The organism is Xanthobacter variabilis, assembly GCF_043831965.2.
Classification (GTDB): domain Bacteria; phylum Pseudomonadota; class Alphaproteobacteria; order Rhizobiales; family Xanthobacteraceae; genus Xanthobacter.
Window position 1 is genome coordinate 2,995,630 of the sequence record NZ_CM195533.1, and the last position, 25,062, is coordinate 3,020,691.

Consider the following 25,062-nt stretch of genomic DNA (forward strand, 5'->3'; position numbering starts at 1 on the left):
TAGCAATGAATTGATATAAATGTCGCGGCCCGGTGGCTGACGGCATCGAGGAGAGGCAGGGAGGATCATGGCGCAGTCGGAATCCGTTTCCCCCGAGATGTTCGGGCTGACCGCTGATCAGGCGAGCTTCCGCGAGACCACACGCCGCTTTGCGGCGGAGGTGCTGGCGCCCGGCTACAAGGCCCGGGAGCAGGCCGCCAGCGTGCCGCTGGAGCTGCGCCGGCAGATGGGCGAACTCGGGCTGATCGGTGTGGAGTTTCCCGCCGAATATGGCGGTCTTGGTGCCGACCATGTTGCCGCCGGTGTGGTGCTGGAGGCGATCGCGGAAGGGGATTTCAACGTCGGCTACATCCAGCTGCTGTCGTCCCTGTGCGGCGCCATCGTGGCGCGCCATGCCGCGCCCGACATCGCCGCCGAGATCCTGCCGCGCGTGGTGGCGGGCGAGGCGCTCATCGCCTTGGCCCTCACCGAGCCGCAGGGCGGCTCCGACGCCGCCTCCCTGGCGCTGAAGGCGGTGCGCGAGGGCGATGATTACGTGCTCGACGGCGAGAAGACGTCCATCTCCATGGCCGATCAGGCGGATTGGGCAGTGGTGTTCGCCCGCACCGGCACGGTGGCCGAGCGCGCGCGCGGCGTCTCGGCCTTCCTGGTGGACATGACGCTGCCGGGCATCAGTCGTACCCGCTTCAATGATCTGGGCGAGCACGCCATCGGCCGTGGCTCCATCTTCTTCGACAAGGTCCGTGTGCCCGCCTCCCACCGGCTGGGGGATGAGGGGTCCGGCTTTGTACAGGTGATGCAGGGCTTCGACTTCTCCCGCGCGCTGATCGGCCTGCAGTGCCTCGCCGTGGCCCGCATCTCGCTGGCCGAAACATGGGCTTATGTGAGCGAGCGCAAGGCTTTCGGCAAGCCGCTGGCGGAGAACCAGGGCGTCACCTTCCCGCTGGCGGAGGCTGAAACCATGGTCGAGGCGGCGCGGCTGCTCTGCTACCGCACCCTGGCGGCGAAGGATGCGGGCGTGCCCCACACCAAGGAGGCCGCCATGTGCAAATGGTGGGCGCCGAAACTCGCCTTTGAGGTGGTGCAGACCTGCCTGCTCATGCACGGCCATGCCGGATATTCCACCGAGCTGCCCTTCGAGCAGCGCCTGCGCGACGTGTTCGGCCTGCAGATCGGTGACGGTACGGCCCAGATCATGAAGCTCATCATCGCCCGCGAGGCGCTGAAGTCCGCGGCCCGCTGACCGGGTGCGGCCACCCCCAAGAAGAAGCCGCACCGGAGGAAACGTTCCCATGAGGACGACATCATCATGAGCTTTGACCTGCTGCCCTCGGCGCGACGAGCCGCCATGACCGCCGCCGGGCTGTGGCGTGACGAGACGCTGCTCGACCATTTCCGCCGCCATGTGAAGGCGGCGCCGGACAAGCTGGCGCTGGTGGCCACCCGCGCGGAGGCGGGCGACGCCAAGCGCCTCACCTATGGCGCCCTCGACACGCTCTCCGACCGCCTGGCGGTGGGCCTCGCCCGCCATGGGGTGGGAGAGGGGGATGTGGTGTCGTTTCAGCTGCCCAATTGGTGGCAGTTCACGGTGCTGCATCTGGCGTGTCTGAAGCTCGGCGCCGTCTCCAACCCGCTGATGGTGATCTTCCGCGAGCGGGAGCTCACCTTCATGCTGGGCCTTGCGGAAACCAAGGTATTCGTGGTGCCGGCCCGCTTCCGCAATGTGGATCACGCGGCTATCGCGGCCGCCATTCGGCCCAGCCTGCCGCGCCTCGCCCATGTGGCGGTGGTGGATGGCACCGGCCCTGAGGCATTCGACGCCCTGCTGGCCATCGACATCACAGATGCCGAGCGCGCGGCCCTCGCCGGCCGCCGTCTTTCGCCCGATGCGGTGATCGAGCTGCTCTACACTTCGGGCACCACTGGCGAGCCAAAGGGAGTCACCCACACCTCCAACACCATGCTTTCCAACCTGGTGCCGTTCGCCGAGCGCCTGCATCTGGGCTGGGATGACGTGATCCACATGCCGTCCCCCATGGCCCATCAGCTCGGCTTCATGTACGGCTTGGTGTTGCCGCTGATGCTGGGCGCCACGGCGGTGCTGCAGGACATCTTCGTCGCCGAGACCATGGCGAAGCAGATCACGGCCGAAGGCGCCACCTTCACCATGGGCGCCACGCCCTTCCTCAATGATCTGGCCGATTACTGCCTTGCGAGCGGGACGCAGACCCCGACCCTGAAGATCTTTGTCTCGGCCGGCGCGCCCATTCCCCGCCCGCTGGTGGCGAAGGCGCGCGAAGCGCTGGGGGCGGCCATCATCTCGGCCTGGGGCATGTCCGAGAACGGCGCCGTCACCACCGCCCGTGTCGAGGACCCGGAAGAGAAGGTGACCGGCACGGATGGCTGCCCGCTGCCCGGCATGGAGGTGCGGGTGGTGGACCTTGCGGGGCACAGCGTGCCGGCGGGCGAAGAGGGCATGTTGCAGGTGCGCGGCTGCTCGAATTTCATCGGTTATCTCAAGCGGCCAGGCCTTGCCCACGTGGAGGACGGCGGCTGGTTCGACACCGGCGACATCGCCCGCATGGATGAGGATGGCTACATCCGCATCGCCGGCCGCTCCAAGGACATCATCATTCGCGGTGGCGAGAACATCCCGGTGGTGGAGGTGGAGAACATCCTGTTCAAGCACCCCGCCATCGCGGCGGTGGCCATCGTCGGCTATCCGGACACGCGCCTGGGCGAGCGGGCCTGCGCCTTCGTGATGCTGCGCCAGGGCCAGAGCCTCACCTTCGAGGAGATGGTGGCCTATCTGAAGGCGCAGAAGATGGCCATGCAATACATTCCCGAGCGGCTGCAGGTGGTGGACGCCCTGCCGCAGACGCCGTCAGGAAAAATCCAGAAATTCCGCCTGCGCGAGATGGCGAAGGCCGGCTGAGTTGGCACCCCGCGGTGCCGATACCGCGCGCTGAACGGGCGCGGGCGGCGCCGCATGCCTGAATTTGATCTTGGGAGAAACGCGATGACTTACGAAGACATCCTCTATGAGGTGCGCCCCGCTGGCGTCGCCCGCATCACCATCAACCGCGCCGACAAGTACAACGCCTTCCGCGGCCAGACGGTGGAAGAGCTCATTCACGCCTTCCAGAAGGCGGGCTGGGATCGGAGCATTGGCGTGATCGTGCTCACCGGCGCCGGCGACAAGGCCTTCTGCACCGGCGGCGACCAGAGCGCCCATGATGGCCAGTATGATGGGCGCGGCACCATCGGCCTGCCCATCGACGAGCTGCAGAGCCTCATCCGCGATGTGCCCAAGCCCGTTATCGCCCGCGTGAACGGCTTCGCCATCGGCGGCGGCAATGTGCTCGCCACCATCTGCGATCTCACCATCGCGTCGGAGAAGGCCCAGCTCGGCCAGGTGGGCCCCAAGGTGGGTTCCGTTGATCCGGGCTTCGGCACCGCTTATCTCGCCCGCATCGTCGGGGAGAAGAAGGCGCGGGAGATCTGGTATCTCTGCAAGCGCTACACCGCCGCCGAGGCGCTCGCCATGGGCCTCGTGAACGCCGTGGTGCCCCATGAGGAGCTGGACGCCGAGGTGGACCGCTGGTGCGCCGAGCTTTTGGAGCGCAGCCCCACCGCCATCGCCCTCGCCAAGCGCTCCTTCAATGCCGACACGGAGAATATCCGGGGCATCTCGTCCCTCGGGATGGCGGCGCTCAGCCTCTATTACGATACCGATGAATCCAAGGAAGGCGGCGTCGCCTTCCGCGAGAAGCGCAAGCCCGATTTCCGCCGCCACACCATGAAGCCCAAGGGCTGAAGGCGCGAAGGCGGACGGGGCCGGGCGGCGGCGACGGGGAGCGCCGCCCGGTCACACCACGTTGAGGCCGCCCTTCAGCCGGTCGAGCAACTGCACCAGCAGCACCTGCTCGGCCTCGGTGAGAGGCGAGAGGGCGTGGTTGTAGAAGGCCTCGATGGGCCCGTGCATGGCCTCCCAGGTGCGGTTGCCTTCCTCGGTGAGGCGGATGAGGCGGGCGCGGCCATCGTCGGGGTCCTTCACCCGCTCCACCCAGGCCCGGGCCTCCAGCCGGTCGAGCACGGCGGTGAGGTTCTGGCGGCTGAGCAGCAGGAACTCGATGAGGTCCTTCACGCTCATGCCCTTGGCCCGCACCAGGGGCCGCGCCAGGGCGCCCAGCACCGCCCATTGCTGGGTGGTGGCACCGAAATCGCCCATGTGGCGCGTGCCATTCTTATGCAGGAGGTTCGAGCATTGGTAGAGCCTGAAGAACAAACGGTTCGCCACCTCGAACCGCTCGTCCTCGGGAGAGGGCTCTCGGCGGGCGGAACCGCCGGACGATGCTGCGGTCGGGCTCATGGCTTCAGGGATCTCCTGCTGGAAGTGTGAACTCCTCCCGGCATATATATCAATACATTGATGTAATCAACGGCATCTCGTGCCGGTCTTCACCAACCGGGATTCCCACGGATCCCCTTAACAGGCGAGAATTCACCGTGAACGACTTCTCTGGCAAGACCATCATCATCACCGGCGGCGGCGGCGGCATTGGCGGGGCCACAGCGCGGCGTTTCGCGACCCAGGGCGGGAAGGTGGCGGTGTTCGACCGCGACCTGGCAGCCGCTGAGCGCACGGTGGCCGACATCACCGGCAGCGGTGGCACGGCCCGGGCCTATGCCTGCGACATCACCGACCGTCCGTCCATCGAAAAGGCGGTGGCCGCGGCCGAGGCGGAGCTGGGGCCCATCGACGTGCTGGTGAACAATGCCGGCTGGGATGTGTTCAATCCGTTCCTGAAGACCACGCCGGAAGATTGGCGCCGTCTTATCGACATCAATCTCGTGGGCGCACTGCACATGCATCATGTGGTGCTGCCGCTGATGGTGGCGCGCAAGGCGGGGCGGGTGGTGAACATCGCCTCCGACGCCGCCCGCGTGGGCTCCAGCGGCGAGGCGGTCTATGCCGCCTGCAAGGCCGGGCTGGTGGCGCTCTCCAAGACCTTGGCGCGTGAGCACGCCCGCGACGGCATCACCTTCAACGTGGTGTGCCCCGGGCCCACCCAGACCGCCCTTTTCGAGGATTACAAGAAGGGCGCCGGCAACGCGGAAAAGCTCACCGAAGCCTTCCGCCGCTCAATTCCCCTCGGCCGCATCGGCGAGCCGGAGGACCTGCCCGGCGCCATCACCTTCTTCGCCTCCGACGCGGCGGCCTATGTCACGGGCCAGGTGATTTCCGTGTCGGGCGGCCTGAGCATGGTGGGCTGAGCCAAGGGTGAGCGAACTGGAGGGGCGGTGCCGCGGGTGCCGCCCTTCTGCGGTGGCGGCGTGGCTGTCGCAGGAAGCGCGCTTCGGGCGCGCCGCTCCGCTGGGTTTCGGCCTCGCGGCAGCGGTGAAGGCGCGACGGATCATCGGGCGGGCGGCGCACGCGATCCCTTCTCCGGCCGCGCCGCCACCTTTTTTGACCCCGGGGGATGATGCGCCCGCGCTTCAGCCCTGCGCGGCGTCCGGGTTCTCGTCCTTCGGGCGGCTGCGGTGGGGCTGCCAGGGCGCGGGTGGGCGCTCGGGAATGGGGGGATTGAGCAGGGGATCGGGCGGGGCCGCGTGGTAGACCACCTGAAGCCCGCGCCCGGGCACGTCGCGCACGATCCAGGCGCCACCGTCCGGCTGGGAAATGCGCAGCTCGTCGCGCGTTTGTGTCGCCACCTGCCCCCAGTCGAGATCGAAGCGCATGCCGCGCCACGTCACCTGAAATCCCGCCATCCCCCAGCCTTTCTCGCCGCGCGCCTTTTAGCGCGCGGCTGCGCCACGATGAACGTGGATAAGACCTACACCAGGACCCGGCCAATCCCAACTCTTCCGCCGGGCTGCCGGCAGCGTGGCGGTCGCCAGCGGCTTTGGGCCTCAGCGCTCGAAGGTGCGGCTTGTGGTGCCGCCACGGGGGCCGACGCGGCTGACGGAGCAGGACTGGTCGTTGCGGCTGCAGGTGCGCACGCGGGCCGAGGATTGCCCATAAGGCCCGGTGACGGCGCGCGCGGAGGTGCACTGGCCGCCGCTGCAGGTGCGGGCCTGGGCCGCCGCGCCGCCATAGACGCCGGTGGCGGTGCGCGTGGCCGCGCAGGCCCCGTTCGCACACTGCACGGAACGGCTCGTGGAGGTCACGCGGCCGGCGGGGTAGGGGCCGGCATAGTAGCGGTTCCAGCTGCCGTACCAGGGGTAGCGTCTGTAATAGGTGTCCCAATAGGCCCGGTTGAAGGCGACCACGGTCAGGCCCACCGCCGGCGCGATGGCGGGCGTGAGCACCACCGGCGCACCGCGATAGACCACCTGGATGTAGTTCGCCGCCACCCAGCCGCGATAATTGCCCATGGAGATGTCGCACCAGGTGTAGCCGGAGAGGCAGCCATGGGTGACCACCTGCACGCCGGCCGGGACGAGTGTCACCGCCGGGTAGGAAGTGGAGGGGCCGGCGCGGAGGTTCACATTGCTGGTCGCCACCGCCACCGTGGCGGCGCTCGCCGCTGTCGAAAGCCCGAGCAGCACGGCCAGGGCCAGGATCAATCGCTTCATTGCTTCGCCACTCCCTTCAGGCGCGGGCGGCAGGCCGCCACGATCGGGAGCAGATAACCCGGCACAGGTCTCGGTCCCCTTACGTTCACGTGGCGATTTGTATCAATTTGTAACGACGGGCTTTTCCGGCGCCGCCTCGCTCACCCGTCCATCGGTGAGCACGATGGTGCGGTCGAACAGGTCGAGGGCGCGCTGGTCATGGGTCACCACCGCCACCGCTGCCTGCCTGATGTCTGCGATCTCGCGGAACAGGGCCAGAACCTGGCGCCCGCGCACGCTGTCGAGCGCTGCGGTGGGTTCGTCGGCGAGCATCAGGCTGGGTTCGTTGGCCAGCGCCCGCGCCACCGCCACCCGCTGCTGCTCGCCGCCCGAAAGGCGGGCGGGGTGATTATGGAGCCGGTGGCCGAGATCGAGCCCCGCCAGCAGGTGGGCCGCGTAGCGCCGGGCCTCGCGGGCGGGCACATCGTCGATCTCCAGCGCCAGCGCCACATTCTCGACGGCGGTGAGGAAGGGAATGAGATTGGCCTTCTGGAAGATGAAGCCGATGTGCCGGCGGCGGAAGCGCCGCAGCTGATCGAGCTGCGCGCCGGGCTGGGAGACGAGGCGGCCGTCGATCATCACTTCCCCGGCGCTGGGCGGCTCCAGCAGGCCGGCGACGAGCAGCAGCGTGCTCTTGCCCGATCCGCTCGGCCCCAGGATGCCCACCACCTCGCCCCGGCGGATGTCGAGGGAGACCCCGTCGAGGGCGCGCACCTCGGTGTCGCCGCTGCGGTACACGCGTTCCACGCCCCTCAGGCTGAGTACGGGGGGCGGCGTCATGACAGCACGTCCTGTGCCCGCACCCTCAGCGCGCGGGAGATGCCGAGCAGGCTGGCGAAGCCGCAGATGACCGCCACCGCCGCCGCCAGCGCCGCCACGTCCGGCGCCTCGATGAGCACCCGGCGCGGAAAGAACGGAAACACCGCCTGCGAGAGCGCCAGCCCGGAAAGCAGGCCGGCCGCGCCGATGAGGAAGGCCTGCTGCGCGATCATGCCCACAATCACGCTGTTGTCGGCGCCGATCAGCTTCAGCATGGCGATCTGGTGCAGCTTCTCCATGGTGAGCATGTAGATGATGAGCGAGACCACGATGCCCGTGACCACCAGCAGCACGGTGGTGAAGGCGAGGATCTGTAGCCGCAGCCGCCACAAGCGTTGGTCCAGCAGCAGGCTGCGCTGCTCGGCCTTGCTGAGCACGTTGGCGTCGCCCCAGGCGAGCACGCTCTGGCGCACCGCCTCCATGTCGGCGGCGGGCGCCAGCGACACCAGGACGGCGGAAATCTTGCTGTCCTGGGGCACGGAACTGCGGTTGGCGGCGGCAGGCGCGGCGCCGCGCCGGGCCAGCAGCACTTCCTCGCTGGTGCGCCGCTGGGCGATGGCCACCGCATCGTTGATGGTGACGAACAGCAAACCGTCCCCGGAGGCATCCACCATGCCGCGTGTGAGCCCGACAATGGTGTAGTCGTCCTGGCCGAGATGGATGCGATCGCCAATGTCGAGACCGATGCCGGCATCCGCCACCGCCTCATAATGGCCATTGGCGATGGGGCCGCCGCGGATCAGCGGGATCCAGCGGCCGTCATCCTTGGGAAAGTCGAGGCCGGTGATGGCCGCCCGCATCTGCCGGCCATGGGCCGTGAATTGCTGGCTGAACTGCACGAAGCGGCGGGTGCCGGCCACCCCGGCAAGCCCCTCCGCCCGCCGGTCCATGGTGGAGGACACCGCCGAGCCCTCCGAGAACGGACCCTGGCGCCCGCCCTGCACGATCCAGAGATCCGCGCCGATGCGCTCGATGACGAGCAGCGCATCCGCCACTATGCCGCGATAGAGCCCCACCATGCCCATGGAAGACATCATCAGAAAGCCCACGCCCACCGCCGTGAGCAGAAAGCGCAGCAGGTTGAAGCGGATATCCTTGAAGGCGAGGTTCACGGCGCGCCCCGCCGCTGTGTGACCCGCATGCCGGGATAGGCGGAGGCGGGATCCACCAGGACGCGATCCCCGGCGCGGAGCCCGGCGCGCACCTCCACCTGGCCGCCGCCGCTGGCACCGAGCGACACGCGCTGCCACGCCGCGCGCCCGTTGCTCTCCACATAAAGCCCCATGCCCTGCGGGCGCGGCGCCAGCGCCGTGGGCGGCACCGCGAGCACCTTGGCGCGGGTTTCGACCGAGAGGCGGGCTGTCCCGCGCTGGCCCATGGCCCAGTTGTGGGGCAGGCGCCCGGGCCCGACATCCACGGTGAATTCCCGCGTCTCCGTATCCACCTCCCGCCCCAGGCGCCGCACCGTGCCGGAAATGGGAGCGTCCGCGCCAGCGCCGAAAGTGAGGGTGGCGTGCTGGCCGAGGGCGACGGCGGCGATGACGCTTTCGTCAAACCGCGCGGAAAGCACGATGCTGGCCGGGTTCACCAACTCCACGATGGCGCTTCCAGGCACCACCAGATCGCCGGTGTTCAGTTTGCGCGCCACCACCACCCCACCGATGGGCGCGCGGATGGTGGATTTGTCGAGCTGGGCGCGGGTGGCCGCGACGGTGGCGGCCTGGGCGGCCTGGGTCGCCTTCGCCTGGTTCACGGCGGCGTCCGCGCGGGCGAGGTCCGCCAGGCTCTGCTCAAGGGCTGTCTGCGCATTTTCCAGGGCCGAGCGGCTGGTGGCACCGCTGCGGATCAGCTCTTCCTGACGATCGAGAGTGGAGCGGGCATTGGCCCGGGTGGCCTCGGCGCGCCGCCGTTCGGCCTCGGCGAGAATGACGGCGGTGCGGGTGGCGCTGTGGGCGGCTTGGGCGGCTTCGAGCTGCGCCTTGAGGTCGTCGGCCACCAGCTCCGCCACCGGGTCCCCGGCGCGCACCCGATCTCCTACATCCACATGGAGAGCGGCCACGACCCCCTGGATGCTGGCGCTGACGCTTGCGCGGTCGAGGGCGTCCAGGGTGCCGGGCGCCCGTAATTCGCGCTGAAGCGCGACGGGTTCCGCCACCATGATCGATACCGCGTGCGGCACGCCATAGCGCCACCCCAGCCATGCGCCGGCGGCGGCGAGAACGAACGCGGTGGTGATCAGGAAACGCCGTCCACCCCGGCGCGGCCGAGAAGGCGGGCGGGGCAGCAGACGAACCGGCGCTCCCGGCTGCTCGCTGCGCGCGCTGGGCCCGACTGGTCCGGCGTGGTCCTGTTCCAAGCCCGCCGGACCGTCCACCGGTGCCTGAGGCAGCGTTTGCGCAAGGGCTGACGTCACTCCCACTCTCCTGTGCGCTGGGCGATTTCGTCATTCATGGTGCGGCGGGCGATTGGCTGTTGTCGGTCCGGGCCGTATCGAACGGTAACGTTTTCAATCGTCTGGCCTCTGGTGGCGGCGCGCCGGGGTGGTTCGCGATCATGGCTGGCCCATGCGCATCGCGAGCGCTGCCGCCAGCTCTTCCGCTCCTGTCTTCAGGCCCTGGCGCGCGGCATCGAGGGGGCCGAGGGTGGCGCCGATGTCCAGCGCGTTCGGGTACTGCTTGGTGACGTAGGCCCACAGGAGCACGCCCGTACGGCTGTCGCGCAGCTCCACTGCGTACATCACCACCCCGCTGAAGCGCCCCTCGCTTCCCGTCGCCGCTGCCAGCCCGCTGGCCGCCAGCCCGGCGGGGGTGAGGCGGGTCGCGGTCGCAAGCACGGGAATGCTCGCCTGCGCACCCGTGAGCGTGATCTTGAGATCCGCCACATTGTCGTTCCCCCGGGGCGCCAGCAGGCCCCTGGCGGCGAGCGCGGCGCGGAAGGCCGCTTCCGCAGCCGTGGCGAGCTGGCCCCGTTCGCTCGCCGTCAAGGTGCCGAACTGGTGATCTGCGCCCGCATAGACGGCGATCGGCTCCAGCCGCACGGCGCGATAGGCGCTTAGGTTGGCATTCTGCGCCTCATAGGCATAGGGCACGCGGCGGCTGGCGCCATGGCCGGTCGGCGACAGCTGGGCGGAGGACGACAGACGCTGATATTTCGCGGGCTCCGGCGAGTTGGCGCATCCGGCAAGGGCGGTGCAGAGGATGAGACCTGTTCTCGCGATCATGCCAAAGATCCGCTCGCGGTGGGGAAGGTGGCGCCCGGGCGCCGGCCGCCTTCGTTCCGACGGCAGCCGGGCGCGACTGTCCCGGCGCCCCGTATCGCGAGGATGATCTGCCCGTGACGAATTGTTTCGCCGCCCGCTGTGGGTGAGGGTGTCCAAGGCGGCGGCGCGCCGGGGCCCTCGATCCCTGTGGCATCGCGGTAACGCTCACGGCAATTCCGGCGATTCCGGCTGCCGGGGCTCCGTCGCGTTTGCCCGCACCCCGGCGGAGATGGCACACCGTTTTCGCGATTCACATCTGCGGACGTGTCAGGGCGAAGGATAGGGGGTGGGGGCATGGGTGTGTCGGTGCTGCGTGGCGTGATGCTGGCTTCGGTTTCCACTCTGGCGATGTTGGCTGCGCCGCTCGCTCTTGCGGCCGGTCTGCCACCGGCATCCACGGCGGGCGAAAGTGGCGACGCCGCCGGCATCGTCACCGCTTCCTGGACCGGCTTCTATCTTGGCACCTATGTGGGATCGGGGCTGGTGGACACCAGCTGGGGCGCGGGCACCGGCGTGCTGGCGCCGACCGCCATGCCGCCCGGCACGAATTCCGGCTCGGCCTCCGGCGCCATGATTGGCAGCCAGGCCGGCTACAATTATCAGATCGGCAGCTATGTTCTTGGCGTGGAAGGGGAGCTGGGTTCCGGCTTCCAGATGTCCCGCACGCGCTGCCTGGGGGACTGGGCCTCGGTGTGCTCAGCGCAGACCGATTATCTCGCCACCCTTGCCGCCCGCCTGGGCTACGCCTTCGACAATGTGCTGGTGTACGGCAAGGCCGGCGCGGCCTTCACCAATACGAGCGTGAACACCACGGGCTTCACCTATGCCGGCCGCTATTCCGGTTCCAGCTTCGAGACGGGCTGGACGGTCGGCGCGGGCGTGGAAATGGGCCTGACGCCGCAGCTCTCCGCGAAGGCGGAATACGCCTATCTCGACTTCGGCTCATCCACCATGGGCCTGAACAGCGGCTTTGGGGCCGCGTCCGCGAACGTGTCGCAATCGGCGCAGATGGTGAAGCTCGGCCTCAACTGGCGGCCCGCGGCGGCGCCGCTGCCGGGAACGGGTGCCGGCCTGCCTGTGCCGGGGCGCGACTGGACCGGACTCTATCTGGGCCTGAACGCGGGCGGCGCCTGGGGGCGGGATGAATGGACCTCCGGCACCGGCTTCCTCGCCGCGGCCGCTACGGGTGGTTCCTTCCCCGGCGAGGGCACCGCCATGGGCCTGCTCGGCGGCGGGCAGGTGGGCTACAATTATCAGATGGGGGCCTGGGTGGTGGGCGCCGAGGTTTCGGCCAGCGCCGCCAATATCAGCAGCTACGCCAAGTGCGTGTCAGGAAATACGGGCACCCCCGCGAGCTTCGCCTGCCACAACTCGGTGGACTCCCTTGGCGCCATCTCGGCCCGGCTGGGCCAGAGCTGGGGCGACCTGATGTTCTATGGCAAGGCCGGCGCGGCCTGGGCCACGGGCTCCAGCTCCCTGTTCCCCACCTCGGAGACCCAGCATTTCACCAGCAGTGGCACCCGTTGGGGCTGGATGATCGGCAGTGGGGTCGAATACGCGCTCACGCAGAACTTCTCGGCCTTCCTGGAATATGACTATTACGACTTCGGCACCCAGTCGCTGGCCTATGCCGGCGCCGGGCGCAGCGCCACCGCCAGCTTCAAGGAGCGGCTGGACGCGGTGCGCATGGGCCTCAACTATCGCTTCGCCTCCGGCACCGATGCGCCGGCCTCCGGCCTCTTCAAGGCGCCGGAGCTGCCCTCGGGCTGGAGCGGTGAGGTGGGCGGGCGCTATTTCGTCAGCACCGGCCGCATGCAGAAGGACCTGATGCATCCGGTCCTTCCCGATCGGCTCAACTCGCGCCTCATCTATGGCAACACCACCGGCCAGTCGCTGGAGACCTTTTTCCGCTTCGAGAACCGTGACGGGTTGTTCCTGAAGGGCTTTGCCGGCCTCGGCACCCTTTCCGGCGGCAGCCTGTATGACGAGGACTTCCCGGCGGACATCGCCTATTCCAACACCATTTCCGATCTGAAAGACGGGCAGCTGGCCTATGGCGCGCTCGATCTGGGGATGGAGCTGGTGAGGCAGGGGGAGAGCAGCCTCGGCGCCTTCGTGGGCTATCGGGCGCTCTACCAGAACGTGAACGGCTTCGGCTGCCGCCAGATCGCCAGCGACACCACCTGCGATGTCGCCAGCCAGCAGGCCTATCCGGCTCTCCTGTCCTCGATCGGCCTCAGCGAGACCGAGACCTGGCAGGGCGTGGCCCTGGGCCTCAACAGCCGCATGCAGCTCTCCGACCGGCTGCGGCTTGAGGTCGATGCCGCCTATCTGCCCTACGCCACCCGCAGCAGCGCCGACAACCACTGGTTCCGCGCGGACATCAACCCGCAGGCGGAAACCGGCCATGGCTGGGGCGCGCAGCTGGAAGCGGTGCTGAGCTATGCGGTGACCGACCGCCTCAATATGGGGCTCGGCGGGCGCTACTGGTATTTCGCGACCAACGAGGCGTCCACCGTGTTCCCCTATTCGGCGCAGCGCTCGCCGATGGCCTTCTATGCGGAGCGCTATGGCGCCTTCCTCCAGGCCTCCTACCGTTTCGGTGATCTGCCGCCGGCGGACGCGACCGGCATGCCGGTGAAGGCGGAGGCGGCGCCGGTGAGCTGGACCGGCCTTTATGTCGGCGGCGCTCTGGGTGGCGGAAAGGCCCACTCCACCTATGACTCGCCCTTCGCCACGCCGGTGACGGGCGATGCGGTGGATCTCGGCGGGGCCATGGCCGGGGTGCAGATTGGCGGCGATTATCAGTGGGGCGCGCTGGTGCTGGGGGCGGAAGCGACGGCGGGCTGGGCCAACGTGGCGGGCACCGACACCTGCTTCTCAACCGCGCCGCTGGGCGCGGTGAGCGGCATTAATTGCGGGAGCCGGGTGAATGCGCTGGGCACGGTGACGGGCCGCGTGGGCTATGCCTTTGACCGGACCCTGCTCTATGCCCGAGGCGGTTTCGCGTGGGACCGGCAGTCGGACCAGGCCAACCTGTTCAATTTCACCGGTTCGGTGCGAATCAACGACAGCACCAATACCGGCTGGACGCTGGGTGGCGGCGTGGACTACGCGCTGCTGCCGAACCTGTCGGTGGGGCTTGAGTACAAGCACTTCGACTTCGGCGGCTCTTCGGCCTTCTCCTCCGCCCAGCCGTGGCCGCTGGCGGGGGTCGATCTCGCGCCCGCCAGCCTCAGGCTCGACATGGTCGCGATGACGGTCAATTACCGCTTCGCGACCTTCGGCGGGGGGCAGTAGCAGAGCGGGCGGGCTGCGGACCGCTAGAGCCTAGGCAAGCGCCCAGGCTGGGCTCAGCGGGCGCAGGCGGACTGGGAGAGGCGGGCGCGCCACAGAACGGTGCCGCCAGCATTGGGGTGGAGCCCGTCCGCCGTTTCCGACGTCAGCGGCGCGCGCACCAGATGGGCACCGGTCTCGGCTGCCAGGGTGCGGATGATCGCATTCTGCTGGGCGATGAAGCCGGTGTCGAAGAGGCGTGTCATCGCCGGGAAGCTGGAATCCAGCGGATTCACTTCGACGAGCGTGAGGTCCTCCGAGGACAGGGACATGACGAGCTGCCGATACTCGGCGGCCCACTTCTGCAGGTCCGCACGGCTGCGGGCGGCATCATTCACGCCAATGGCCACCACCACCCGCCGCGGCTGGACCCGGTCCGCGAGCCTGACGCCCTGGCCCAACAGGTCCGCCACACCGGCGCCGGGCACAGCCGCGTTGAACACTTCTTCGCCGCACAGGGTCTGTGGGCTGCTCGCATAGGCGATGCTGTCGCCCAGCATCATCACCGGAGCCCGGGTGCCGAACGACTTCAGCTCGTGTTGAATCTGGATGCGCGCGACAAGGGGAACATGCATCGCCGCATAGCCGGCTGCCACCAGCGCAACAGCCGCCGCGATCAGCTTCCAGTGCCGTGGCGAGGGCCGGAGGGCGCGGGGGGCGAGAGCACTGCACGAGGGCATCTGCATCGTTGATGAACCTTTGACTGTTTGAAAATCGATCGGCCTCATGGTCGCGGGCGCTGGTGTCGACGGTGAGACCGGGCAATGTCGTTTGTTTGCCTGAAGATGTCCCTTTGTTTCCGGCTCGTGGGCCGGCAGCGCCAAGGCATGGTCGTTCGCGCGCCATAGTGCGCAACGACGCCCGTGGACGGTAATCTGAGAGATCTTTGTGGGGGATGAATGGCAAAGGATGGTGGGCGATGCAGGGATTGAACCTGCGACCCCTCCCGTGTGAAGGGAGTGCTCTCCCGCTGAGCTAATCGCCCGTACCCGTCGCGAAGCTGAACCAGCCTCGCACCCCGTCCCCGGGGCAGCCATGGCCTTGCGGAAAGCCATCGCCTTTGAAAGGAATGGTGGGCGATGCAGGGATTGAACCTGCGACCCCTCCCGTGTGAAGGGAGTGCTCTCCCGCTGAGCTAATCGCCCATTCCAATCGTGGAGGAGCGCTTGTTAGGGCGAGGGGGGGCTGGTGTCAAGGGGAGCGGTCGCGTCGCGCCGGAATGCGCCGGCCTATCCACAAGTGTCGGGCAGTCGCGCCGCGGCGGGCCCCAGCCTGGGGCCATCAAACCCTTGTGGCCGAAGGGTTCGACGGCAGAGGCCGTGGGCGGCGCTCAGGCGGGAAGGTGCGGCAGCAAGGCGGAAATGGCGCGGGTGAGCTCATCGTAATGGTGAATCAGCGCGTCCGCGCCCAGTTCCGCCGGCGGCGTCTCCGTGTAGCCGAACGACACCGCGATCACCGGCACGCCGGTGGCGCGGGCGGCGCGCACATCGGTAATGCTGTCGCCCACCATGATGGCGCTGCCGAGGGCGCCGCCGGCGGCGGTGATGGTGGAGGAGAGCGGCAGCGGGTCCGGCTTCGGCTTGGCATAGGTGTCGCCGCCGGTGACGACGGCGAAGCGATCCGTCAGGTCGAGGGAGTCCAGCAGGCTGCGCGCCAGCGACTCAAGCTTGTTGGTGCACACGCAGAGCTGTGCCCCGTTCTTCGCCAATTGGTCGAGGGCCGGCAGCAGGCCTGGGAAAGGGCGTGATTCCTCGGCGATGTGGGCCGCGTAATGGGCCACGAATCGCTGGTTCAGGTCCGCGAGGTCAGCTTCCGAGAACGGCACGCCGGAGGCGGTGAGGGCGCGCTGGATGAGCAGCTTCGCGCCGCCGCCGATCATGTTGCGGGCGCGGGCACGGTCCACGGTGGGCAGGCCGTTGGTGGCGAGAATCATGTCGAGGGCGTTCAAAAGGTCGGGGGCCGTATCCACCAGCGTGCCGTCGAGATCGAAGGTGATGACAGGCAGGGCAGGGCTTCCGGCCGGGCGCGGCGGAGCGTTCGTCGTCTGGGCAGACATAAGGCGTTCCTCTGTTTTGGGTTGGCGATTGCGGGCCATTATAGGCAGCCCGCCTTAAATCCTGCCGCTTTTCCGCGCCAGCGTCCCGCCCGGAGATCCACCTGCGGCCACAGGGCGCGGGCGTGGACGCGGATGGAGGTGTGCATGGGGAAAGTGTGCGTGGAGATGAGCCGGCAAATGCGGTCCTCGGCCTTGCTGGCATCGCGGGCCGTGTTCACCCGGGGCGGCGCTGCTGCGCTGCTGGTCCTGGGCGGAGCGCTGCTGGCGGCCGCGCCGGCCTCGGCGCAGAGCTTCGGCGCTTTCGATTTTGCCGCCCCGCCCTCGGCCGAGGCAAACCGGGTCTATGGCGTGAGCCGCAAGACCGGAGAGGTCTCCGCCTGCCAGTTCGAGCGGCCGGCGGGCTCCTCGGTCGGGGTCACGCGCTGCTTCGCCCAGGGCGAGGGCGCCGGCACCCAGAAGGCCGGGCGCTATGGCATCGTTTCCACCCATTATGCGGGCGAGACGGGCGTGTTCCGGGTGAATTATGAGACCGGCGAAATGAGCATCTGCTACGTCCGCGACCTGCCCAAGGAGGGCGGCAAGGTGGAACCCACCGTGATGTGCACGCCCCAGGCGCGCTGAGTTTGCACGCGCGCGTGACCCGGTGAGGCGTCGCGGCGCTTGTTCCCTGCCGCGATCGGAGCTAGAGCCGGGAGCGACAGGGGCGCCTTCTCCTTGCGCCGGTTCGGCGTCCCTCCCCACCCGCGCGCACCACGACGGAAACGCCCATGGCCCATGCCGAAGACTTGAAGCGCCGCGCTGCCGCCCATGCTGTCGAATATGTGAAGGACGGAATGCGGCTTGGCCTCGGCACCGGTTCCACCGCCCGGCACTTCGTCGAGCTGCTGGCGGAGAAGGTCTATGCCGGGCTCAAGGTGATCGGCGTGCCCACCTCCGAGCAGACTTTAGCCCAAGCGGTCGAGCTCGGCGTGCCGATCGGCACCCTGGACGAGGTGGGTGAGCTGGACCTGTGCGTGGACGGTGCCGATGAGGTCGGCCCGGGCCTCGCGCTGGTAAAGGGCGGCGGCGGTGCGCTGCTGCGCGAGAAGATCGTGGCGCGTGCCGCCAAGGAAATGGTGGTGATCGCCGATCACACCAAGAAGGTGGACGTGCTGGGCCGCTTCCCGCTGCCCATCGAGATCGTCGATTTCGGCGCCACCAGCATCGCCCGCAGCCTGGAGGAGGCCATCCGCTCCGCCGGGTGCAGCGGTGAGCTGCGGCCGCGCCGGGATCGCGACGGTCATCCTTTCATCACCGATCACGGGCATGTCCTGCTCGACGCCCATCTCGGCCGCATTCCGGACCCGGCCGCGCTCGCGCGCGCCATCTCCGAAGTGCCGGGCGTGGTGGAGCATGGCCTGTTCCTGGGCCTCGCCAGCCGGGCGGTCCTCGCGGGCGCCGATGGCGTTCTGGTCATCGATCGCCAGGCTTGATTGAATATTCGCGCTTTCCGGAGAAGATGATGCGTTCTTCCAAACTCGCCCACGGGCGTTTCGGCCTGCTGCTGGCCGCGGCTCTTTCGGCTTCGGCCGTGGCCGCCCCGCTTGCCGTTTCCAGCGTCGCGCTGGCCCAGGCCGCCGCGCCGTCCGCCTCTCAGATCGCACTTGCCAAGGAGCTGGTGGAGGCCAACGGCGAGGCGCGCGCCTTTGACGGCGTGATCGCCAACATCGTGGATGGGGCGGCGCTGTCCTTCCTGTCCACCAACCCTGATCTCGCCAAGCAGCTCCGCGACGTGGCGCTCTCGCTGCGGCCGGAATTCGAGAAGCGCAAGCCCGAGATCCTGCAGATCCTGGCCACCGCTTACGCCTCCCGCTTCAGCGAGGCCGAGCTGAAGGAGGCCCTGGCCTTCTATCGCACCCCCACCGGCCGCAAGCTGGTTGAGGACCGCCCGGCCATCGTGCAGCAGGCCGTTCAGGGCATCCAGGCGTGGGGCGCCCAGCTCAATGCCCAGGCCGTGGACCGCGTGCGCGCCGAGATGCAGAAGAAGGGCTTCAACCTGTGAGCCATCGGCGCCATTGACGCGCCGGCCGACAAAAGGGGCGCCTCCCGCGGGAGAGCGCCCCTTTTTCTTGGCGCGGCCACCCCTGCAGGGGCCCGCGCCGGGCCCCTGCAGGGGTGGCCGCGCCCTTGAGTCTTCCGCGTGTCACGCGGTCGCGGCAGGTTGCCCGCTTGACGGCACGGCGGGTGGCAGACTTCTTAGGCGTAACCGTGTCGGCCCGGAAAGGTGGAGCCTGATGTCTCGCAAAGAGGTGGATCTGTTCGTCATCGGCGGTGGCTCCGGTGGGGTGCGCGCGGCGCGCATCGCGGCCCAGCACGGCGCCAAGGTGATGATGGCGGAGGAATACCGGGTGGGGGGCACCTGCGTGATCCGCGGCTGCGTGCCGAAGAAGCTGTTCGTCTATGCCGGCCGCTACGCTCACGACCTGGAAGACATGGCGGGCTTTGGCTGGCGGGTGGAGGCGGTGGAGTTTGACTGGCTCACCCTGGTTGCCAACAAGGACAAGGAAATCTCGCGCCTCGAGGGCATCTACACCCGCAATGCGCAGTCGGCGGGGGTGGAGCTGGTGGCCTCGCGCGCCGTGGTGGTGGATCCGCACACGGTGCGCATTCTGTCCACCGGCGAGGAGGTGAGCGCCCGCTACATCCTGGTCGCCACCGGCGGACAGCCGGCGCTGGGCCCGGCGATTCCCGGGGCGGAGCTCGCCATCACCTCCAACGAGGCGTTCAACCTGCCCCGCTTCCCCAATCGCATCGTGGTACAGGGGGCCGGCTATATCGGCGTCGAGTTCGCCTGCCTGTTCCGGGCACTGGGGGCGGAGGTGACGCTCGTCTATCGCGGCCACGCGCCCCTGCGCGGCTTCGACGAGGATGTGCGCACCCACATGATGACGGAGTTCACCACCGCCGGCCTGCGGCTGATGCCCGGCCAGTCCCTCGCCTCCATCGAGGCGGTTGAGGGGGGCAAGAAGGTGACCTTCACCGACGGGTCCAGCCTGGAGGCGGACGAGGTGATGCTGGCCGTGGGCCGCATTCCCGCGACCCGCAACATGGGGCTGGAGGCCGCGGGCGTGGAGCTGGACAAGGTGGGCGCCGTGGTGGTGGACGCGCAGTCGCGCTCCTCCGTGCCGTCCATCTATGCGGTGGGTGACGCGACCAACCGGGTGAACCTCACCCCGGTCGCCATCCGCGAGGGCCATGCCTTCGCTGACACAGTGTTTGGCAACAAGCCCTGGACCGTGGACCACTCCCTGGTGCCCACGGCGGTGTTCTGCGAGCCGGAAATCGGCACGGTGGGCCTGTCCGAGGAAGGCGCCCGCGCCACCGGGCGGCCGGTGGATATCTACAAGACCACCTTCCGCCCCATGAAGGCCACCATGTCCGGCCGTGACACGCGGGTGTTCATGAAGCTGGTGGTGGACGGGGAGAATGACCGCGTGCTCGGCTGCCACATCGTCGGCGAGGGGGCGGGCGACATGATCCAGATCGCCGGCATCGCTGTCGGCATGGGCGCGACCAAGGCGGATTTCGACCGTACCATCGCCGTGCATCCCACGGCGGCCGAGGAACTGGTGACCATGCGCACGAAGGTCGCCTGATCTCCGCAAGGTGAAACGCTCGCCCGTCGGAGGGGACGGGCGAGCGCTGCCTGCGGCCTGGCGGGGGATCAGGCCGCGCAGAGCTTGCCCGAGCAGGGCGGCGTGGACGCCATGCTTTCGAGAAGGCCGACGAGGGGGGACTGAGCCGCCTCCTCCCGCACCTTGCCGCCGAGATCTCGGGCGGTAGCGGTGAAGGACGGCTCGTTGAGCAGCCGCGACAGGGCGGCGTGGATGTCGTCGGCGGGGACGGAAGGGGGCAGCGTCAGGCCCGCGCCGTGGCAGGCGATGCGGGCGGCATTGTCCGCCTGGTCGCGGCCATGGGGCATCACCAGCAGCGGGCGTCCGGCAGCCAGCGCCTTCATCACCGTGCCGTGGCCGCCATGGGTCACCACCACCGCCGCCTCGGCCATCACCTGGGCGTGGGGCGCGCTATCGAGAATGGCGATGTTGCTGGGCAGGCTCGCGAAGTCCGAGCGGACCAGCGAGCCGCCGAGGGTCACGATGGCGCGCACCGGCAGGCGGCCCAGCGCCTCCATCACCCGCTGCACGGCAGCGGCGTGATTCTGGAACGTGGTGCTGAAGGCCACCAGCACGAGCGGGCGCTCATCTTCCGCCGGGAAGGGCAAAATGAAGGGCTCCGCCCAGGTTGGGTCGGCCAGGATGGGGCCCACATAATGCAGCCGCTCCGGCATCGGATCGGGCGCGAAATCGAATGCGCGGCTGGTGGCCAGCAGCAGGGCGCGCCCGGCGTCGTGCTGCTGCGCCAGCGTCGCGAGCGGCGCAAGCCCGAGGCTCTCGCGGGCGCCATTGAGGGCGGGCAGGCCGCTGGTGTCGAGTGCCTGGCGGATTTCCGCGCGGATGGCCTCGTGCTCGGCGGCCTCCTCGGCGGTGCGCGCGCGCATCAGGCCCGGCCCCATGGGCGGCACGCCCGCGGGCGGGAACAGATTGATGTTCACGCCCAGCAGAACCATGTTCTGCCTCAACGCCTCGCAGCCGAGCTGCACGCCGAACAGCATCTCGTTCGACACCACGAGGTCGGCGGGCTCACGGGCGAGTTCAGCCGTGACGTCCTGGGCAAAGGCGAGGGCAGGGCCCGTCAGCTGGGCATCGAACACGGCTTTGATGCCCTCGAAGGGCGTGGCCGCCGCCCAATCGTGGAAATGGTCGAACTCCCGGGCTCGGGCAATCTTGGAGGGCGCGCGCGTCCAGGGGGCGAAGCGGGCACCGGAGGCGAGGGCTTCCACCCGATTGCAGGCATCGCTCATCAGCCGCACGCTGTGCCCCCGCTCCACCAGCCGGCGGGCCAGCTCAATGAAGGGCGGAACGGCGCCGCCACCCTCAAAGGTGGCGATCAGAAATGATTTCGGGGGGCCGTCAGACATTGCGGGGCTCCTGCGGACGGGCGATGGAGGCCTCGGCGGCGGTGCCGATGATGGCTTCAACGAGGGTGTGAAAGAGGGTCAGGGTTTCGGCCCGCGACCGCCCCATGTCGCGGCGTGCGAGCTTCCAGACATAGATGTCGGAGGCCACCACGAGGGCGTCGAGCCGGGCCTGGCGCGCGGCGTCCGGCAGGCCTTCCAGCCAGGGGGCGAACACGCTCGAGAGCCAGTTGCGATGAAAGACGCGCCCGATGTCGGCCATGCTCTTGAAGGGCGCGTGGCGCTCTTCCTGGGCCAGGACCCGCATCACCAGATCGCCGGTGGCCTCGTAGTCTTCCATGAGGATGGCGAGCGCGTGGGCAATGTCGCCGGGTGCGATCCGCCGCCGCTCGGTGATCTCGGTGGCGAGGCGCTTCTGCACGGCATCGAGCAGGCCCTCTTTGCTGCCGAAGCGACGAACCACGGTGGGCACGGTGACGCCCGCGTCACGGGCGATCTGGTCAAGGGTGACCTGATCGAACCAATCATCCCGAATGCGGTGGGCAAAAGCGTCGAGGATGCGCTCGGCGGTCTGCTCGGCCGAGCGCGCGCGGGCGCCCTGCTTGTAGCCCCGCTTCGAGGGGGCATCCGCAGCGTCGGGCATGGGGGAAGGAGCGTTCGCAGATTTCATGATAGTATGACTATCGCGAAATCCGCGCCCGCGTCAATAATTCATTTTATGGCCACTTACATTAAATGTGGCCCGGCCGCCTAAGACTGGTGGCCGAACAATCTCCCGTGCTCGGCCCACAGGGCCGCCAGCACTGCCAGCACGCTCAAGGTGAGGTAGGTGAGGCTCAGCGGCAGCACCGTGCCATCGAAGGCGCGGCCGGCGGCGAGCGCCAGCAGCGCCGCCATGAGCGTGGTGTAGCAGCCGATGAAGGACGAGGCCGTGCCGGCAACGGAGCCGAGAGGTTCCATGGCGATGGAGTTGAAGTTCGGCACCGTGAGCGCGAACAGGAATTGGCCGAGCGCGACGAGCGCGCAGAACATCCAGAACGGCGGCTTGCCCTCAAAGCCGAGGCCGGCGGCCACCAGCCCGACGGACGCCAGCAGGAACCCGAGCAGTCCGCCGTGGGACAGCCGCCGCATGCCGACGCGGCGAACCAGCGTCGCATTCAGGAAGGAGGCGAGGGCCATGACGACCGCCACCCCCGCGAACACCACCGGAAACAGGGTTCCGAGCTGATAAACATCGGTCTGGAACACCTGGGAGGCGGAGCCCACATAGGTCATGAGGCAGCCCATCATCAGCCCCATCGCGGTGGCATAGCCCAGCGACCGGCGGGTGGTGATGCAGAGGGTCATGCCGGCCAGGATGGCGCGGGGCGAGAACGACATGCGGTATTCCGGATGCAGCGTCTCCGGCATCCGCAGGCCGAACCACAAGGCGAGCACCAGCGTGAGGGCGACCATGGCGACGAAGATCAGCCGCCACGACCCCAGCGCCAGAATGAGGCTGCCCGCCGCCGGCGCGAGGATCGGCACCGCCAGGAATACCATCATGGTGAGGGACATGATGCGCGCCATCTCGCGCCCCTCGAACCGGTCGCGCACGATGGCGACCGCCAGCACCCGCGCGGCGCCGGCCCCGGCGCCCTGGATTACGCGCGCCAGAATCAGGGTGGAAAAGGAATCAGTGACCAGCGCCACCAGCCCGGCGACGAGATAGATGGCGAGACCCACCATCAGCACCGGGCGCCGGCCCACCACATCCGACCAAGGGCCATAGACGATCTGCGCCGCGCCAATGCCGAGGAGATAGGCATAGACCGTCAGCTGTACGTCGTTTTCGTTGGCCAGCGCGAAATGCTCGCGGATGGAGCCGAAGGCGGGCAGCAGGTTATCGATCGAAAAAGCCGTGAGCCCCATCATCAGGGCAATCAGGGTAACGAATTCGATGAATCCGGGTGTGGATTTCGACGTAGACGCGGGGGCCTGGGACATGGCGCACTCGAGGGGTGAGGTGTCCCGCAACAGACACGCGTGAAAAGGCGCGGCGGACAGGAGGGGAGCCGCACGGTGCGCACTCATAGGGGATGGCCGATGGGAAGAGAAGGGGGCGCGCGGCGGCCTTCCATCTCCGCGCTGCGGTCTTGCGAATGCGATGCAGCGTCGCCACATGGCCTCAACGGACGGCGCTCGCCTTTTGCAAGCCACGGTGTTCATGTATAAGCCCGCTTCCGGCTGGGCGAACACAAGAGGAACGCCAGTCCGGGTCCGGTCGGGAACGGTCCCAGGCCGGCAACCTCATGGAGAGTCAAATGGTGACCCGCCCGCAATCCGCACCCGTCCCTGGCGCCGAGATGTCTCGCCGCGCCGAAGGCTGGCGTCCGGAGAGCTGGCGATTTTATCCAGGCGTCCAGATGCCGGATTATCCGGACAAGGCGCTGCTCTCCGAGGTGGAGGCCAAGCTTGCCTCCTACCCGCCGCTGGTTTTCGCTGGTGAGGCCCGTAAGCTGAAGGCCGAACTTGCCCGAGTGGCCAAGGGCGAGGCTTTCCTGCTCCAAGGCGGCGACTGCGCCGAGAGCTTCGAGGAGCACAACGCCGACAACATCCGCGATTTCTTCCGGGTGTTCCTGCAGATGTCGGTGGTTCTCACCTTCGCCGGCTCGGTGCCGGTGGTGAAGGTGGGGCGCATCGCCGGCCAGTTCGCCAAGCCGCGGTCCTCGGACAACGAGACCGTGGGTGGGGTGACTCTGCCCAGCTACCGCGGCGATATCGTCAACGATCTCGCCTTCACGGAAGCCGCGCGCGTGCCTGATCCGCGCCGCCAGCTCGAAGCCTACCGGCAGGCGGCGGCGACGCTGAACCTGCTGCGCGCCTTCGCCAATGGCGGCTATGCGAACCTTGCCAATGCCCATGCTTGGATGCTGGGGTTCGTGAAGGATTCGCCCCAGTCCTCCCGTTACCAGGAACTGGCGAACCGGATCACGGAGGCGCTGGACTTCATGCGCGCCTGCGGGATCGATCCCAAGAGCCATCCGGAATTGAGCTCGACGGATTTCTTCACGAGCCACGAGGCGCTCCTGCTGGGCTACGAACAGGCCCTCACCCGCGTGGATTCCACCTCCGGCGACTGGTACGCCACCTCCGGCCACATGCTGTGGATCGGCGATCGGACCCGCCAGCCGGACCATGCCCACGTGGAGTATTTCCGCGGCATCCACAACCCGATCGGCATCAAGTGCGGTCCCTCGCTCACGCCGGACGGTCTCATTCGCCTGCTGGATATCCTGCAGCCCGACAATGAGGCCGGCCGCATCACCCTCATCTGCCGCTTCGGCGCGGACAAGGTGGGCGACCACCTGCCGGCGCTGGTACGGGCGGTGGAGAAGGAAGGCCGCACCGTGGTGTGGTCGTGCGATCCCATGCACGGCAATACCATCAAGGCCGCCTCGGGCTACAAGACCCGCCCGTTCGAGCGGGTGCAGGCGGAAATCCGCGCCTTCTTCGACGTGCATGCGGCCGAGGGCACCCATCCCGGCGGCGTGCACCTGGAGATGACCGGCAAGGACGTGACCGAGTGCACCGGCGGCGCCCGCGCCATTTCCGACGAGGATCTGCGCGATCGCTACCACACCTATTGCGACCCGCGCCTCAATGCGGAGCAGTCCATCGAGACCGCCTTCCTGGTGGCCGAGCTTCTGAAGCGCGATCGGCTTGCCCGTGGCCCGGTGGCGGTCGAAGCGGCGGAGTGATCCGCCAGCTCTCGACGGCTGAATAGAAAAGGCGCCTCCCGAAAGGGTGGCGCCTTTTTTCTTGGGTGCGGCGCGGGGTGTTGCCGCCTTGTCTCGGAGCCCCTTGCCTTCTGGCTCCCTGTCTTGGGGCCCATCGCCTCGATGTTTCGGGCGATGAGCCCCTGGCTGGCCGGTCAGTGGCGCAGCGAAGGTGCCCGACGCGCTGGGCCGCCGGGCGTGG

General features: G+C 68.4%; 22 protein-coding genes and 2 tRNA genes. 10 read left to right on the top strand and 14 right to left on the bottom strand.

Annotated elements, in window-relative coordinates; genetic code table 11:
* Positions 1-67: 67 nt before the first annotated feature.
* The 3 genes from aliB (at position 68) to badI (ending at position 3,817) form a co-directional block, all read left to right on the top strand.
* Entirely contained in the window at positions 68-1,243 is a 1,176-nt protein-coding gene (gene aliB / locus V5F26_RS12990; protein WP_234050160.1) for a cyclohexanecarboxyl-CoA dehydrogenase, read from the top strand.
* Positions 1,244-1,309: 66 nt separating this feature from the next.
* Positions 1,310-2,935 (top strand): cyclohexanecarboxylate-CoA ligase, encoded by a 1,626-nt coding sequence (gene aliA, locus V5F26_RS12995; RefSeq protein ID WP_394946118.1) that lies wholly within the window; start codon positions 1,310-1,312, stop codon positions 2,933-2,935.
* An 84-nt stretch (positions 2,936-3,019) separates the two neighbouring features.
* Positions 3,020-3,817 carry a 2-ketocyclohexanecarboxyl-CoA hydrolase gene (gene badI, locus V5F26_RS13000; RefSeq protein WP_394057126.1) on the top strand — a complete coding sequence of 266 codons (798 nt, stop codon included), beginning with the start codon at positions 3,020-3,022 and terminating at the stop codon, positions 3,815-3,817.
* 51 nt (positions 3,818-3,868) lie between these two features.
* On the opposite strand, the gene V5F26_RS13005 is transcribed toward badI, so the two are convergent.
* On the bottom strand, positions 3,869-4,372 hold the full coding sequence (locus V5F26_RS13005) for a MarR family winged helix-turn-helix transcriptional regulator (protein WP_394057125.1): 504 nt from the start codon (positions 4,370-4,372) through the stop codon (positions 3,869-3,871).
* A 137-nt stretch (positions 4,373-4,509) separates the two neighbouring features.
* On the opposite strand from V5F26_RS13005, the gene V5F26_RS13010 reads away from it, so the two are divergent.
* Positions 4,510-5,277: a glucose 1-dehydrogenase gene (locus tag V5F26_RS13010; protein ID WP_394946119.1), complete on the top strand. Its 768-nt coding sequence runs from the start codon at positions 4,510-4,512 to the stop codon at positions 5,275-5,277.
* Positions 5,278-5,499: 222 nt separating this feature from the next.
* Here the strand turns inward: V5F26_RS13010 and V5F26_RS13015 are convergent, their stop codons facing one another.
* From V5F26_RS13015 to V5F26_RS13040, 6 genes are all read right to left on the bottom strand, one after another.
* Positions 5,500-5,772 carry a hypothetical protein gene (locus V5F26_RS13015; protein WP_394946120.1) on the bottom strand — a complete coding sequence of 91 codons (273 nt, stop codon included), beginning with the start codon at positions 5,770-5,772 and terminating at the stop codon, positions 5,500-5,502.
* A 141-nt stretch (positions 5,773-5,913) separates the two neighbouring features.
* On the bottom strand, positions 5,914-6,579 hold the full coding sequence (locus tag V5F26_RS13020; protein ID WP_234050166.1) for an SH3 domain-containing protein: 666 nt from the start codon (positions 6,577-6,579) through the stop codon (positions 5,914-5,916).
* A gap of 102 nt (positions 6,580-6,681) precedes the next feature.
* The gene (locus tag V5F26_RS13025) at positions 6,682-7,398 is read right to left on the bottom strand and encodes an ABC transporter ATP-binding protein (RefSeq protein WP_394946121.1); all 717 of its coding nucleotides are present in this window, start codon (positions 7,396-7,398) and stop codon (positions 6,682-6,684) included.
* Positions 7,395-8,549 (bottom strand): ABC transporter permease, encoded by a 1,155-nt coding sequence (locus V5F26_RS13030; protein ID WP_394946122.1) that lies wholly within the window; start codon positions 8,547-8,549, stop codon positions 7,395-7,397. Before V5F26_RS13030 ends, V5F26_RS13025 begins: the two co-directional genes overlap by 4 nt.
* On the bottom strand, positions 8,546-9,595 hold the full coding sequence (locus V5F26_RS13035) for an efflux RND transporter periplasmic adaptor subunit (protein WP_394946123.1): 1,050 nt from the start codon (positions 9,593-9,595) through the stop codon (positions 8,546-8,548). Before V5F26_RS13035 ends, V5F26_RS13030 begins: the two co-directional genes overlap by 4 nt.
* Positions 9,596-9,988: 393 nt before the next feature.
* The gene (locus tag V5F26_RS13040; RefSeq protein WP_394946124.1) at positions 9,989-10,657 is read right to left on the bottom strand and encodes a DUF3313 domain-containing protein; all 669 of its coding nucleotides are present in this window, start codon (positions 10,655-10,657) and stop codon (positions 9,989-9,991) included.
* A 333-nt stretch (positions 10,658-10,990) separates the two neighbouring features.
* On the opposite strand from V5F26_RS13040, the gene V5F26_RS13045 reads away from it, so the two are divergent.
* Positions 10,991-13,996 carry an outer membrane protein gene (locus V5F26_RS13045; RefSeq protein ID WP_394946125.1) on the top strand — a complete coding sequence of 1,002 codons (3,006 nt, stop codon included), beginning with the start codon at positions 10,991-10,993 and terminating at the stop codon, positions 13,994-13,996.
* A 53-nt stretch (positions 13,997-14,049) separates the two neighbouring features.
* On the opposite strand, the gene V5F26_RS13050 is transcribed toward V5F26_RS13045, so the two are convergent.
* The 4 genes from V5F26_RS13050 to gph all read right to left on the bottom strand — a co-directional run bounded on the left by V5F26_RS13050 (position 14,050) and on the right by gph (position 16,088).
* Positions 14,050-14,718, bottom strand: a complete 669-nt coding sequence (locus tag V5F26_RS13050; RefSeq protein ID WP_394946126.1) for an SGNH/GDSL hydrolase family protein — start codon at positions 14,716-14,718, stop codon at positions 14,050-14,052.
* A 224-nt stretch (positions 14,719-14,942) separates the two neighbouring features.
* Positions 14,943-15,017, bottom strand: a tRNA-Val gene (locus V5F26_RS13055).
* Positions 15,018-15,102: 85 nt separating this feature from the next.
* A tRNA-Val gene (locus V5F26_RS13060) sits at positions 15,103-15,177 on the bottom strand.
* A 185-nt stretch (positions 15,178-15,362) separates the two neighbouring features.
* Positions 15,363-16,088, bottom strand: a complete 726-nt coding sequence (gene gph / locus V5F26_RS13065) for a phosphoglycolate phosphatase (protein ID WP_234050173.1) — start codon at positions 16,086-16,088, stop codon at positions 15,363-15,365.
* Positions 16,089-16,232: 144 nt separating this feature from the next.
* Here gph and V5F26_RS13070 point away from each other — a divergent pair, with 144 nt between their 5' ends.
* The 4 genes from V5F26_RS13070 to gor all read left to right on the top strand — a co-directional run bounded on the left by V5F26_RS13070 (position 16,233) and on the right by gor (position 19,723).
* Complete coding sequence (locus V5F26_RS13070) at positions 16,233-16,709, top strand: hypothetical protein (protein WP_394057116.1); 477 nt, start codon at positions 16,233-16,235, stop codon at positions 16,707-16,709.
* Positions 16,710-16,855: 146 nt separating this feature from the next.
* Positions 16,856-17,560, top strand: a complete 705-nt coding sequence (gene rpiA / locus V5F26_RS13075; RefSeq protein ID WP_234050175.1) for a ribose-5-phosphate isomerase RpiA — start codon at positions 16,856-16,858, stop codon at positions 17,558-17,560.
* Positions 17,561-17,586: 26 nt separating this feature from the next.
* Positions 17,587-18,129, top strand: coding sequence for a DUF2059 domain-containing protein (locus V5F26_RS13080; protein ID WP_234050176.1), 543 nt, complete (start codon positions 17,587-17,589; stop codon positions 18,127-18,129).
* Positions 18,130-18,361: 232 nt separating this feature from the next.
* On the top strand, positions 18,362-19,723 hold the full coding sequence (gor, locus tag V5F26_RS13085; protein ID WP_394946127.1) for a glutathione-disulfide reductase: 1,362 nt from the start codon (positions 18,362-18,364) through the stop codon (positions 19,721-19,723).
* A gap of 68 nt (positions 19,724-19,791) precedes the next feature.
* Here the strand turns inward: gor and V5F26_RS13090 are convergent, their stop codons facing one another.
* From V5F26_RS13090 to V5F26_RS13100, 3 genes are all read right to left on the bottom strand, one after another.
* Positions 19,792-21,105 carry a glycosyltransferase gene (locus V5F26_RS13090; RefSeq protein ID WP_394946128.1) on the bottom strand — a complete coding sequence of 438 codons (1,314 nt, stop codon included), beginning with the start codon at positions 21,103-21,105 and terminating at the stop codon, positions 19,792-19,794.
* Positions 21,098-21,745 carry a TetR/AcrR family transcriptional regulator gene (locus V5F26_RS13095; RefSeq protein WP_394946129.1) on the bottom strand — a complete coding sequence of 216 codons (648 nt, stop codon included), beginning with the start codon at positions 21,743-21,745 and terminating at the stop codon, positions 21,098-21,100. Before V5F26_RS13095 ends, V5F26_RS13090 begins: the two co-directional genes overlap by 8 nt.
* A 107-nt stretch (positions 21,746-21,852) precedes the next feature.
* Positions 21,853-23,088 (bottom strand): multidrug effflux MFS transporter, encoded by a 1,236-nt coding sequence (locus tag V5F26_RS13100; RefSeq protein ID WP_394946130.1) that lies wholly within the window; start codon positions 23,086-23,088, stop codon positions 21,853-21,855.
* Positions 23,089-23,447: 359 nt separating this feature from the next.
* Between V5F26_RS13100 and V5F26_RS13105 the strand changes: the two genes are divergently transcribed.
* The gene (locus V5F26_RS13105) at positions 23,448-24,842 is read left to right on the top strand and encodes a class II 3-deoxy-7-phosphoheptulonate synthase (RefSeq protein ID WP_234050796.1); all 1,395 of its coding nucleotides are present in this window, start codon (positions 23,448-23,450) and stop codon (positions 24,840-24,842) included.
* Positions 24,843-25,062 lie beyond the last annotated feature (220 nt).